At 58.8% G+C, this 12,301-nt stretch carries 16 protein-coding genes; 8 read left to right on the forward strand and 8 right to left on the reverse strand.

Annotation, left to right across the window (positions count from 1 at the left end; genetic code table 11):
- Positions 1–13 precede the first annotated feature (13 nt).
- Both EC845_RS22015 and EC845_RS22020 read right to left on the reverse strand, forming a co-directional pair.
- A complete protein-coding gene (locus EC845_RS22015; protein WP_148077221.1) occupies positions 14–919 on the reverse strand; it encodes a hypothetical protein in 906 nt (301 codons plus the stop codon).
- A 1,066-nt stretch (positions 920–1,985) separates the two neighbouring features.
- Entirely contained in the window at positions 1,986–2,282 is a 297-nt protein-coding gene (locus EC845_RS22020; RefSeq protein ID WP_148077222.1) for a hypothetical protein, read from the reverse strand.
- 532 nt (positions 2,283–2,814) lie between these two features.
- Here EC845_RS22020 and mqo point away from each other — a divergent pair.
- The 3 genes from mqo (at position 2,815) to EC845_RS02595 (ending at position 5,787) form a co-directional block, all read left to right on the forward strand.
- Positions 2,815–4,452 carry a malate dehydrogenase (quinone) gene (mqo, locus tag EC845_RS02585; protein WP_233597910.1) on the forward strand — a complete coding sequence of 546 codons (1,638 nt, stop codon included), beginning with the start codon at positions 2,815–2,817 and terminating at the stop codon, positions 4,450–4,452.
- 174 nt (positions 4,453–4,626) lie between these two features.
- Positions 4,627–5,226: a DUF4142 domain-containing protein gene (locus EC845_RS02590; RefSeq protein WP_123295651.1), complete on the forward strand. Its 600-nt coding sequence runs from the start codon at positions 4,627–4,629 to the stop codon at positions 5,224–5,226.
- 99 nt (positions 5,227–5,325) lie between these two features.
- Complete coding sequence (locus tag EC845_RS02595) at positions 5,326–5,787, forward strand: PA2169 family four-helix-bundle protein (protein WP_123295652.1); 462 nt, start codon at positions 5,326–5,328, stop codon at positions 5,785–5,787.
- A 90-nt stretch (positions 5,788–5,877) separates the two neighbouring features.
- Here EC845_RS02595 and EC845_RS02600 read toward each other — a convergent pair whose 3' ends face one another.
- On the reverse strand, positions 5,878–6,681 hold the full coding sequence (locus EC845_RS02600) for a helix-turn-helix transcriptional regulator (protein ID WP_123295653.1): 804 nt from the start codon (positions 6,679–6,681) through the stop codon (positions 5,878–5,880).
- A 97-nt stretch (positions 6,682–6,778) separates the two neighbouring features.
- Between EC845_RS02600 and EC845_RS02605 the strand changes: the two genes are divergently transcribed.
- The gene (locus tag EC845_RS02605) at positions 6,779–8,263 is read left to right on the forward strand and encodes an MFS transporter (protein WP_123296320.1); all 1,485 of its coding nucleotides are present in this window, start codon (positions 6,779–6,781) and stop codon (positions 8,261–8,263) included.
- 31 nt (positions 8,264–8,294) lie between these two features.
- Here EC845_RS02605 and EC845_RS02610 read toward each other — a convergent pair whose 3' ends face one another.
- Positions 8,295–8,807, reverse strand: coding sequence for a hypothetical protein (locus tag EC845_RS02610; protein WP_148077223.1), 513 nt, complete (start codon positions 8,805–8,807; stop codon positions 8,295–8,297).
- A gap of 74 nt (positions 8,808–8,881) precedes the next feature.
- Positions 8,882–9,145, reverse strand: coding sequence for a hypothetical protein (locus EC845_RS02615; protein ID WP_123295655.1), 264 nt, complete (start codon positions 9,143–9,145; stop codon positions 8,882–8,884).
- 241 nt (positions 9,146–9,386) lie between these two features.
- Here EC845_RS02615 and EC845_RS02620 point away from each other — a divergent pair, with 241 nt between their 5' ends.
- Positions 9,387–9,692 (forward strand): hypothetical protein, encoded by a 306-nt coding sequence (locus EC845_RS02620; protein WP_123295656.1) that lies wholly within the window; start codon positions 9,387–9,389, stop codon positions 9,690–9,692.
- A 72-nt stretch (positions 9,693–9,764) separates the two neighbouring features.
- Here the strand turns inward: EC845_RS02620 and EC845_RS02625 are convergent, their stop codons facing one another.
- Positions 9,765–10,172: a BLUF domain-containing protein gene (locus tag EC845_RS02625; protein WP_123295657.1), complete on the reverse strand. Its 408-nt coding sequence runs from the start codon at positions 10,170–10,172 to the stop codon at positions 9,765–9,767.
- 140 nt (positions 10,173–10,312) lie between these two features.
- Positions 10,313–10,684: a hypothetical protein gene (locus EC845_RS02630; RefSeq protein ID WP_148077224.1), complete on the reverse strand. Its 372-nt coding sequence runs from the start codon at positions 10,682–10,684 to the stop codon at positions 10,313–10,315.
- Between the two features lie 126 nt (positions 10,685–10,810).
- On the opposite strand from EC845_RS02630, the gene EC845_RS02635 reads away from it, so the two are divergent.
- Positions 10,811–10,990 (forward strand): hypothetical protein, encoded by a 180-nt coding sequence (locus EC845_RS02635; protein WP_123295659.1) that lies wholly within the window; start codon positions 10,811–10,813, stop codon positions 10,988–10,990.
- Positions 10,991–11,094: 104 nt separating this feature from the next.
- Positions 11,095–11,397 carry a hypothetical protein gene (locus tag EC845_RS02640; RefSeq protein ID WP_123295660.1) on the forward strand — a complete coding sequence of 101 codons (303 nt, stop codon included), beginning with the start codon at positions 11,095–11,097 and terminating at the stop codon, positions 11,395–11,397.
- Positions 11,398–11,402: 5 nt separating this feature from the next.
- Here EC845_RS02640 and EC845_RS02645 read toward each other — a convergent pair whose 3' ends face one another.
- On the reverse strand, positions 11,403–11,630 hold the full coding sequence (locus tag EC845_RS02645) for a hypothetical protein (protein ID WP_123295661.1): 228 nt from the start codon (positions 11,628–11,630) through the stop codon (positions 11,403–11,405).
- Between the two features lie 296 nt (positions 11,631–11,926).
- Between EC845_RS02645 and EC845_RS02650 the strand changes: the two genes are divergently transcribed.
- Positions 11,927–12,145 carry a HEAT repeat domain-containing protein gene (locus tag EC845_RS02650; RefSeq protein WP_123295662.1) on the forward strand — a complete coding sequence of 73 codons (219 nt, stop codon included), beginning with the start codon at positions 11,927–11,929 and terminating at the stop codon, positions 12,143–12,145.
- Positions 12,146–12,301 lie beyond the last annotated feature (156 nt).

The raw sequence follows: 12,301 nt of genomic DNA on the forward strand, positions 1-12,301 counted from the left end.
TACTCACGCATCATTAATCAACTTTTGACGAACCATAGTTACCACCCTTGACTATACGGGAAAAATTCATTGCGAAATCGCCACCAATTTCACAGTCAAGCGCTCGATAGAGAGTCGAGTAAGCCAACAAACAAACACGGAGATCACGCCAATGAGTCATTCTATTGTACGCCACGGCAAATCCATTTAGAAGACATCCCAATGGTAGATTTAACAACTTTCCACTTCTAAAAGATTCAGGCGTAATAACTTTCTTGAAAGGCATTGGGCACAGATAAAATCGGAAATTTATAACCTTGCAAAACTCCAGTCGATCAATACCAACCATGGGCCAGCCCTCCAAGCCGTAGCTACTTTCAGGCGAAAAACAAAGCTTCCAACCATCAATAAACGGACGAGAAACAACGGGACAGACATCTCGCGACAAGACCTCATCAAACAATAATCCCATATTGGAAAAGCTGGCAATCATCTCCTCAGTCAGATAATTCGAAAAACGACCCGCAGGAAAATTCACATCATCCAGTTGCCCGCAAAAGCGACTGCACTCATCGCTCCTGTAGAGAAAAAAACTTTTCGCCCTATTCTCCTGATGCAGTCTCAATTCACCCATTCCCTCTAAATCATCGTATCTTGAACCCCACGGAGCCAAAGACGCGATATACCTCGCCCCCTCCCTACCCCAAAATCCCTCGGGGCTCAAAAAATTCATTTTTGCTACAGCCTCACTATAGACATCAACGCCAAGCAACTCATCACTATCAATGCAGCACTGACGATAAAACTCTTCCCATGCATTAAATGATCGATAAAAATCAGCCTGAAGCAATTGATTTACATCACTTCGTCTTTGATGAATCAAACCATATAACACCTCAAGCAGATTCCTTCGACCCTCGGTCTCCATCTTAAAGCTCATCGAATTACCCCTTGCAACCCTGGAACACCAACCGGCGGCTTACGACCTGCATATGCCCTCCAAATTGCCGCCAAAGCAGATTGTTTATTAAACGCATTATAACTAATCGCTCCAGCCCCGTTTAGGGGTTATATAAAAGTGTTAAATTAGTGCCATGGCCGCCCCACCCCAAGCCAGAAAGGCCCCATATAATGATCAATATGGCACTCTGCCGATCTTTGTGAGTCTCTTCTTGTGTAGAGGACTTGACCTGCGGTCAGCACTGCAACGATTGACGAAGCTAACTGGCACTGCAGGCGCCCCCAGCAACGCCCAGGAACGACGGTGTGACTCGTCGGCCCCACCATGCTGAAAGCGCCGCCGACACCGCAACAAAGAAGCCAAGGGCGGATATGTGCTCTAACAACCACTCCACTACACCACGCTCGAGTACTCGGTCTGGCGCAGTGGCAACTATCATGCCCGCCCGAAAAGCACCGTCAGGAACACCCTGCCCCAACTACTATACCAACCGAGATCTGACCAAACCGCGCCGAAAGCGGCAAGAGCGGTAGCAATCCAATTGAGACAAAAATTAGAGACACATAGGAGGTGAGCATGGATGTAGCGATCGACTCTCTGGGCACGCCACCACCCAAAACGGCTGCCGCAATAACGCTCAAGGCCAAGACGAATATGTGATCCACTGCAACCCGCCTCAGCCCCACCACTTGGAGGGCATGTTCGAAGAAGAGCCGCAGCCAACAACCATCGCTTTCATCCCATTCAATACATCGGCGTTGCCACCGAAGAAATCAAAGCTATCGAAAGCTGCAATTTTCGCGAACCCGGCCGCCAAAGCACCGTTACTGTTCCCACTCCATTGGCTCACTGGCCTTTTTATGGTCGACTGATATGGAAAATAACCCCTTGCGCATGGGGTATGTATTTTTGCTCAAAAAAGCAACAAAATGTCTAGTTTGCGCCGATGCATCCCGACGTGTCTATGGAGTGCTTACCCGAAGAGTAAATCACTGTGAGGCATCACCTCTCATTTAATGTTCTGCAATGAAATTCTCAATAATAATCAATTTAATTCGATCATCTTTGTTTGGATAATTTTTACAATCATATTATTTGCTTTCTCTGGATTGTCTTGAGTCAGATTGTTAATCTCCTTGCATAGCGGGAGGAATTTTTTCGATATTTTTGGGCTGGCGCGATTAAGGCAATCCACTGCCAAGTTGCAATCATTGGGAACGATATATGAAAAGCCCTTCACCATTTCCATGTATGCATTAAAGGCTCCGGCCGCTCGTTTATTGCATTCGCAGATAAATTCGATGGTCGTCAGCTTTCTTTTGACAAAGTTCAAATTTGTCAATATTATATCCTCCAGTTGATTTATTGATGCAGCACCCCTTTTCTTCCATATATCCCCCTTGAGTATTTTGACTGTAGAGCAAGTTTAGCCTAGGGTATGGGTCATACAAAGGATTCAGGAAGTCGCGAACGCGCAGGCCTGAGTTTAATATTTCTACACAAAATCCTGACAAAACCAGATCATGATCTCGAAAATAGCACACCGACGGCACGCCTGCGTGTCGTAGCTGGCATGAGTTGATTGAGTAAAAAAAGCGCGTCGTCGAGGTGAGCATGGACACCCTATGTCATAGCCACTCGGATGCGACACAAGGGTAAACCCCAATCCCCAGTACAATCCCCTACCCGCCGCCGTACAGAACGGGATGCCGCTCCGCACCGGCGGACGCGACAGACACGCCAGACCGGCCGTGCCTCCCTGCGATGACCTTGCGTGATCGCAGTCAGGCCGCCGACACGCCTGCATCGGCATCGGCCCCTGCCGAGCCGTTGCGGTGCATTGAACAATCGAGGTTTGAAGAATGATGAAAAACATGAAGTGGCGCCCTGCCCTGGTGGGTTTGGCAGCGTCCTTGATAGCGCTGTCCGCTCATGCGGCAGAGACAAAGAAGGTCGATGTGCTGCTGGTGGGTGGCGGGATCATGAGCTCGACGCTGGGCATCTGGCTGCACGAGCTCGAGCCGAACTGGTCGATGATGATGATCGAGCGCCTCGACGGCGTGGCCAAGGAAAGCTCCAACGGCTGGAACAATGCCGGCACGGGCCACTCGGCACTGGCCGAGCTGAACTACACGCCCGAAAAGAAGGATGGAACCATCGACATCTCGAAGGCCATCGAGATCAACGAAGCGTTCCAGATCTCCCGCCAGTTCTGGGCTCACCAGGTGACACGGGGCGTACTCAAGAATCCGCGCTCGTTCATCAACTCCACGCCGCACATGAGTTTTGTGTGGGGCGATGAAAACGTCACCTATCTCAAGAAGCGCTACGAAGCGCTGCAAGCCAGTCCGCTGTTCCGCGGCATGCAGTATTCGGAAGACCGCGAGCAGATCAAGCAGTGGGTTCCGCTCATGATGGAAGGGCGCGATCCCAGCCAGAAACTGGCTGCAACCTGGTCACCGCTGGGCACCGACGTGAACTTCGGTGAACTCACGCGTCAATATGTGGCCTACCTGCAGTCGCAATCCCAATTCGACCTCAAACTCTCCAGCGAGGTCGATGGCATCAAGCGCAATGCGGATGGCAGCTGGCGCGTGTCGTACTCGCCCACCCAAGGCGGCGGTTCGGCTCAGAACGTCGACGCCAAGTTCGTGTTCATCGGCGCGGGCGGCAGCGCTCTGCATCTGCTGCAGGAATCCGGCATTCCCGAAGCCAAGGATTACGGCGCCTTCCCCGTCGGCGGCTCTTTCCTGGTCACCGAAAACCCCGAGATCGCCAGCCGCCATCTGGCCAAGGCCTATGGCAAGGCATCGGTCGGCTCGCCGCCGATGTCGGTGCCTCACCTCGACACACGCGTGCTCGATGGCAAGCAGGTGATTCTGTTTGGCCCCTTCGCCACCTTCTCGACCAAGTTCCTCAAGCAGGGTTCTTACTTCGATCTGCTGGCCAGCACCAACACCCACAACGTCTGGCCCATGGTCCGCGTGGGGCTGGACGAATTCTCGCTCGTGCAGTATCTGATCGGCCAGGTCCTGCTGTCCGACGACGACCGCTACGCAGCCCTCAAGGAATACTTCCCGAATGCCAAGAAGGAAGACTGGCGCCTGTGGCAAGCCGGCCAGCGCGTGCAGATCATCAAGCGCGACGAAGCCAAGGGCGGCACCCTGAAACTGGGCACCGAAATCGTCAGCAGCCAGGACGGCAGCATTGCCGGTCTGCTCGGCGCTTCGCCCGGCGCCTCGACAGCACCGCCCATCATGATCGGTCTGATGGAAAAGGTCTTCAAGGACAAGGTCGCGACACCCGAGTGGCAAGCCAAGCTGCGCCAGATCGTGCCGAGTTATGGCACCCACCTCAATGACGATGCATCCAAGACCTACCAGGAATGGACCCGCACCGCCGACATCCTCCAGCTCACGCCGCCGCCGAAGATCGATCTGACGCCCGGCCCTGCGCCCTCGACCAAGGCGGCTCCCCGGCAGGGCAAGGCTGCCAACGACATGGCACTCTGATCCAGCAATCTCGAGGCCGACATGAAATGAAGCCCGGTTCCATCACGGAACCGGGCTTTTTTTATGGCCATGCGCACACGCCTCTCACAAGAGCCCATCCGAGCCCTCGCCCTCTCCTTCTCCGACTCGCCAAACCACCGCCGCCAGCGACACTGACGTCAAAAGGACTTCACCATGTTCCACGCTGCGCACAGGGATTCGCAACCGCTTCATCGGCGACCACAGCCCATCGGCAACGCATCCGTGCTGTGGCTGTTGGTGAGCGTCGTGGCGGTGCTTCTGGCCTCGATCTCGTCGGCATTCGGCGAGCCACGTGTCATGGCCGGCCGGCTGACCGACGCCGACATCGCCCGGCTCACCCACATGGCCGAGGCGCACCGGGCCGGCATGCGCAATGCAGAGATCGCGGCCGACGAGGCCGATATCCCTCAGGTCAGAGACTTTGCGTTGAAAGCGATGAAAGCCCACGAAAGGCTATTGCTCGAAGTCACGCAATTTGAAGTCGCTTCAGGACACGAACCCCGCCCAACCGAATCGGCGACCCAGCTCACGCGACGCCTGCTTTGGACCGGACTGACGACTGGCAGGACTTTCGAAATGCAGTTTTTATCCCAAGTCGGCATGCGCGATCATGAAACACTTCGAGACTTATTGACCCTGACATCACAACAGGCCGATAACGAGGAATTAAAACAATTGGCGCATCGACATATTCGTCCCGTGGACGAACTTTATCTGGCCGCCAAGCAACTCTCCGACGAACTGGACCAGTAAGGCTTGGGGACCACCGATCCGTGGCTTGTTATCCGACGCGATCCCATTCAATAAGCGGCCACCATCGACTCATCCCTCTTTTTTTCCAAAGGACACAAAATGGCAGATACAAATTCGCAAGTGGTCGAGGTTTTGAACGATTTGCTCAAGAATGCCCACGATGGCGCTCAAAGTTATCGCGTCGGCGCCGAAGAAACCGAATCCGTGGATCTGAAACAGCGTTTCACCTCGCTGGTCACTTACCACGAAAAGACCGCGCAAGAGCTGGCCACCCTGATCGCCACTTATGGCGGCGAGCCCACGGAAAGCGGATCCATCGGTGGTGCCGTCCATCGCGGCTGGCTCAAGGTCAAGACCGCCGTCGGCGCCGACAGCGACCATTCCATCCTGGAAGAAGCCGAACGTGGTGAAGACGCCAATGTTGCCCGTTACCGCAAGGCTAGCAAGGAAGCGCTGCCTGCCGACGTAGCCGCCGTGGTCTCGCGCCTGGCCGCGAACGCCCAGCAAAGCCATGACATCATCAAGGCTCTGCGCGATCAAGCCAAGGCACAGAAGCGTTAAGCCGACTCGGCACGATCCAAGCCCGCACAGGATGCGGGCTTTTTTTACGTCCCGACGACGCCAATCCGGTGCCCGCCGTGCCCTTGCCCTTCACCGACCCGAAGCGGGCTCACCCAGCAAGCGCGCATACACCACCAGTCGCAGGTGCCGGTCTTCGTCCACGGTCAGCGTCGTGTGTTCGAACGGCTCGGCCTTGCCGTCGATCGTCAGCGTGCGCACCCCATTGCACGGCGCGTGAACCTCGTGTCTGCGCCACCCTGCCTTGAACTCGGGTGATACCCGTTCCAGCTCATCCACCAGCGCGTGGATGTCGGCTTCTTGCGTGGCGCGGGCAAAGTCGCGGCGGAAGCTCGACAACATCGCCGGGGCCTGTTCATCCCAGTCATGCACGCGTTCACGCAGCACAGGATCGGTGAACAGCAGCCAGAGCAGATTGCGCCGCTCGGGCCCATGCGATCCGAAAGCAAAAAGCCGATCGGCGCAGGCGTTGAAGCCCAGCACGTCCCAACGCAGGTTGAGCACAAAGGCCGGGTGCGGCAGATCGTGCATCAGGCGTCTCACCAGCGGCGGCAATACACACCACGTCTTGCCCGGCTCGGCCGGTGGCCGCTCATGCGCCAACAGAAACAGGTGCCGGCGTTCTGCCGCATCCAGCTTCAGCACCCGCGTGAGACTGTCCAGAAACGCAGCCGAAACGCCGATGTCTCTCCCCTGCTCCAGCCACGTGTACCAGGTCAGCCCCACTCCGGCGAGCGCAGCGACCTCTTCACGCCGCAGCCCGGGGGTGCGACGGCGATTGCCGCTGGGCAGACCCACATCGGCGGGCGACAAGCGCTCGCGGTGCGCCCGCAAGAAGGCGGCCAGATCGGTACGCGTTCGTTCCAGTGTTCGCATCGTGATCTCGTTGCTTTCAGTAATAGCATAAATCGTTAAATTGTAATTGCCTAAAAGCCGCTCGAGAATGCTCGCTTGACCTTCACGGATGCACAAGATGAGCGCAGATTTCTCCCCTCCCGACCTCTCTAGCGATGCCTCTCGCCGTGCCCCCTGGCTGGGCCTGTCCGTGCTGCTGCTGGCCGGTTTCGTGACGATCTTCGATCTGTTCGTGGTCAATGTGGCCATCCCCAGCATGCAGGCGGGGCTGGGTGCCAGCTTTGCGCAGATCGGTTTCATCGTGGCCGGCTACGAGCTGGCATTCGGTGTCCTGCTGATCACCGGCGGCCGTCTGGGCGATCTGTTCGGACGTCGCCGCCTGTTCGTGATCGGCATGGCCGGTTTTACGCTGGCGTCGGCCTTGTGCGGACTGGCGCCCAGTGCCGGCTTCCTGATCGGGGCCCGGGTGTTGCAGGGGCTGGCCGCTGCCTTGCTGTTTCCCCAGGTCTATGCATCCATTCGCGTCAACTTCGACGGCGATGACCGCCGGCGCGCCTTCGGGCTGCTGGGCATGACGCTGGGCCTGGCCGCCATTGCCGGTCAGGTCTTGGGCGGCTGGATGGTGCATGCCGACCTGTTCGGGCTGGGCTGGCGCAGCATCTTTCTCATCAACGTGCCCATCGGCCTGTTCGCCATCGCGGCGGCGCGCCACATCCTCGAGTCCCGTGCCCCGCAACGCCCAGCACTGGACTGGCCGGGCGTGGCACTGGTCAGCGCCGGGTTGGCGCTTTTGCTGATCCCCCTCATCGAGGGACCGGCACAGCACTGGCCGGCCTGGAGCCTGTGGTCGCTGGTCACGGCCGGGGGGCTGCTCGCACTGTTCCATCGGCAGCAAGAAAGGCGGCGGCGGGCGGGCGCACTGCCGCTGGTCGACATGCAACTGCTGGCGCAGCGCCGTTTCGCGCTCGGAACAGTGCTGGTGCTGCTGGTCTACTCCACGTCCAGTTCCTTTTTCCTGTGCTTCGCCTTGCTGATGCAGACCGGCCTGGGGCTCGACCCCTTCGTCGCCGGCAGCCTTTTCGCGCCTTGCAGCGTGGGCTTTGTCGCCGCTTCGCTGGCCGCACCGCGGCTGGTGGCACGGTGGGGCGTGCACGCCATCGTCGCGGGCGCGCTGGTCTATGCAACGTCCATCGGCCTGCTGATCGCACAGGTGCGTCTGGCCGGCGCGGAACTGGTGCCCACGCAGTTGATTCCGGTGCTGATCGTGGTCGGCGCCAGCCAGGGTTCGATCATGACGCCGCTGCTGAACCTGGTGCTGGGCTTTGTCGACGAAGCCCAGGCCGGGATGGCCTCGGGCGTGGTCTCGACCGTGCAGCAAGTCGGCGCGGCGCTGGGTGTGGCCGTCGTCGGCATCCTGTTCGGTGCGGCTCTTGCAGAGGACGGCATGGCAGCGCAAGCGGGCTCATACGCCTCGGCATTCGTCACCGGGATGCTCTACAACCTGGCAGCCGCCCTGTCGATCTGTGTGCTGTTGCCGATGCTGGCGAGAGCGCAGCGGTCGGCAGGACGACAAGGCGAGCCCCGCGTTCAAGGCCGGCCCTGAAGGCAGCAGGATCCGCCCTCTGGTTTTGGCTTCATGCCGCGGAGGTCGAAGCCTTTTCTGCAGCCGCTGCAATCACCCTGACTGCGCTTGCAAAGAACTCCTGCTGCTGGGCAGCGACCTTGCGCTCGAGAAAATCGAAATGGCACAAGGTGCCATAGGTTTCGCCGCTGGACAGGTAAATCGGCTGCCCGACATAGCTCAGCAGCGCCTGCTGGTACTTGTGACCATCGAGCACGCTTTCCCTGCGCGCATCCTCGGTCACGAAGACACCGTCTTTCAGGACGAACTGGCAATAGCTGTCGCACACGGGCACGCTCTGAAGATCCGGGCCGAATATCTCGCCCTCGATGTCGAAGGCCGACATGCAGTACATCACATCGCGCCGCTTGCGGTACACGGCTGTGAATCGATGGGGTACCAGTGTGTTCAGGTAAGTCACGCCACCGCGAAGCCCGTCGTTGGCAATGAATTCTTCCAGCAAACGCAGATCGCCGACTGTGCCGATTTGGCCTGCCCGCTTGGCAGCGACGAGTGTTCTAAGCATCGGAGAGCGCCTGTTTTTGTTGATCGAGAAATAGGGGTTGCTCAGTCTACTCTGCGGCCGGGCTCAGTCGTGCATCAAACCCGCCTCACACCGCCAGAAATCGTTCGTTCGGCCGGCGTCGCCAGCGCTGAATCGATCCATGCGTGGGCTTTTCGCCGCGCATCCACGGCGGCCACCCCCCGGTCGAAATGCTGGGTGGTCGGCGTACGGAACACCTCGGTGCCGTTGTAGACCACGGTGGCGCGCGACCACACGTTGGGCGCGACATCGTCCACCAGCACCATGAGCTGGTAACCGCGGTATTCCTCGTGAATCGGTTGGGGGGGCGTCGTCGTCATCGCTGTCTCCTCGGGCGTGTCGTCAAGCATACCTGCGGCCCATCGAATCACCCCACTTATCTAAGTCCGGTAATCGTATATCGCGGTCTTCGAGCGCCATCCGCAGACCGCGAACCTGGCCGCAACGGCGACTGTGGCCGGGTTCCTTGCCGCCCGACAGCCAAAACACGACCATGCTGTACACATAACCAGCAATGGCGCTTATACTGATGTTCCATCCAGCCTTCTCAACAGGTGCCCCATGGAACAGATCGAACACCTCTACACCGTCAACCTTCATGATTTCCCTGGCATCCCTGCCATCCAGAAAGCCCAGGCCGAGAGCCGCTTCGGCCACATCCTGCGCAAGGAGCTGGGTGACAACGACGCTGTCGTCGCGGCATTCAAGGCCTTCGAACGCGCACACAACGAAGTGGCAGAAGACCTGAGCAAGGACGACATCCATCTGGCCATGCGCTGGGCCCGGGTGTATGAAAAGGCGCGCCAGGGCGGATTTCGGGATCTGCCCGAAGCACAGGAAGCCTATTTCGAAATCCGCATCCACTGATCTGGGGGGCGTCGGCGTGCAGGGCCGGCGCATGGCTCCCAGGCAGCGCCGTCCGTTCTCGTCGACCCCGTTTCAGCCCAATCGCAGCGCGTACTCACGCAGGTCTTCGATGAACTCGATCACCTCGTCGGCCTCGGGCTGGATGATCCCGAAATACTGCGACACCTCTTCCACCAGGCGGATGTCATAGATGTAGTTCATCGCCCATTGCTGAAAATACCGGTCATGGATGGGCTCCGACGAAAGCACCCTCACGTCCTTGTGGCGATCGTCTCGCGTGATGCGTGTCATCAGGGCATTCACGCCGGCGCCCGAGCCTTCCAACACCTGCGTGAAGTGTTCACCGTCAAATGTCAGGATGCCCGTGATGCCATTCGACGCATTGAATTCTCGAGCCACGCGCAGAATATCGGTGATGACCTGGTCGACACCCTTCTGGGTCGCACGACTCACATAAAACAGCCGGATGAGTTGAGGCATGAATGGACTCCTGAGGGTACGCCGAAAGGCAACGTACAGACCCAGTGTAGCGACGCCGGCCCACCTCGTACCGAGGGCTTCCGATAGCCGATGGCACGGCAGCGGAATGCAACCGGAAGGTTGCGGGCCCTAGCAAGGCGTCACAGCTCGTCGGCCGTCGATCGCGGTTCAGGGGCGACAAAGACCGGGAATCCGAGTTGGGTCTCGGTGACTTGGCCCACCAGCGTACGCGCGTCCTTGTCCGAATAGACAAGGTCGCGGCATGTCTGGGCCGCCGAGAACGACACCGTATAACGCACGGTGATCGACCCATCCGCTATCTCTGCTCCGTCGACCACCACGTCGTCCAGGACAGCGTGGTCATCGTCCAGCGCCAGATCCAATGCGGCCAGAAGCGGGCCGCTCAGTCCGCCTTGCGGATCCTTGAATGATCGGGTGAGAACAGCACGCAGCGCTTTCTCGTCATTCAAGAGCACGGGATCGCCGACAGGAATCCATATCGCGTTCGCCACTTCAGCCTCCAAGAGGTTTACGGAACCGGAAATCCTACCCGACAACGCTATACGGATTCGGCGCATTTGATGGCACCATGACACCATCATGCAAAGCCACCTGTGTCTGGGTGGCATGGAGCCGCGATGAGAGAGATCCGTCTTGCCTGGTCGACCGAGGTCCAAGAGCGCCTGCACATGGCATGGCCCCACACACTGTGGTTTCCGGATACGCCCACCACGCGAGCCGGACTCGAGCGCGCGCGGGACACCGGGCTCTCGGCATTCGGATTGGGCACGCATTGGATCGAGGAGCGCGAGGCCTGAGGCGAACAACGCCTGACACCTGGGGCGCAATCGAAAGACGCTTCAATGCACCCGTTCAGGTTCAATTACGGGTATGCTGATGGCAATTACTACATTAGCATTACATGCTCAAATCCTACGATCGGGCGAACATCCGGAGCGTGCTGCACCGCGGCGCGCAAGCCATCCTCATTGGACGATGGCTCAACGGAAAGACCGCACCCGAGGGCGTGCGGATTTACCTCGTCCCGCCGTCCGGCATGGGTGACCTCGAGTTCATCGAGGAGTACCAAGACCATTGGGATGACTGGCGCCAGGCCGTTGCATCGGGCGAAAGACGCGCGCGTGCACTGATCGACGACGTTCAACGGGTCAAGCCGCCCGACACCGCGGCTTCACAGAGGCAACCGGGGATCGAGCCGACCTGAGCCGGTCACAACCTGTCGTTTTGCTCGTCGTCATCGTCGTCGTAGACCGGTGGCTCGCCCACGGGATCTTCGACAGGTTCGGGCGGCTCTTGCGACGGATCGCCATCCGGCTGGACAGGCGCATGGCCGGGATCGTCGGGAAGCTCGCGGGGCGGCTCACGCTCGGGCTGCGGCGCATCCGGATTCGGCGGCGGAAAGTTGGGATTGGGCGTGGGGGTCAGCGGCGTGCTCATGGCAGTCTCCTTGACGGTGTCGGCGGGATGGCCTTGTCTCCAATGTAGGCCGGTCACCGTTCCGCGAAAGCTCAGAACTTGCCCAAGAGAGGTAGTCCACCGCCCTCCTCTGCGTCAGCCCAGCCGAATCGCAACAGGCGCCGTCCGCCCTGTCATCCGAAAGTACCTACCCGTAAAAACCCTAGTTTCCATATAACATTTGGAAGCATCTTTGCGCCTCATCGACGCGCAAATGCCAGGGAGAGTGCCTCCACCAGAGCAGGCCTGCTTAACGATGATTCAACGAGGGAGCGAGCATGGCGTTAGCCATCTGGAAAGAGTTGAGGGACACACTCAACGATTCCAAAATGCCAATGGCCGTACGCGTCGCCGCCGCGGACGGCCTGGGCGAACTGGGGTCCAGTCACAGCCAGGAAACATTGCTGGCCACGCTGAGGGATGAAACCGCCGAACTGGAGGTTCGGGTGGCGGCTGTGCGGGCACTGAGTCGCACGGTACGGTCAGCGACTCGGTGAGCGAGCCGGCTTGCGAGACGCGCTCTACCCTGCTGTCGGTTTGGAACGCCGTTCGCTGACGACGGACGTCTCGCGAAGAGCCGCCTTCGCTTCAGCAAGTCTCTGTTCTGCCGCCAAGGCACGTTGGGTCAACACCTCGAATGCGGCCTTCTCGGA

Origin of the sequence: Comamonas sp. BIGb0124 (genome assembly GCF_003752175.1) — a bacterium.
Classification (GTDB): Bacteria; Pseudomonadota; Gammaproteobacteria; order Burkholderiales; family Burkholderiaceae_C; genus Comamonas_F.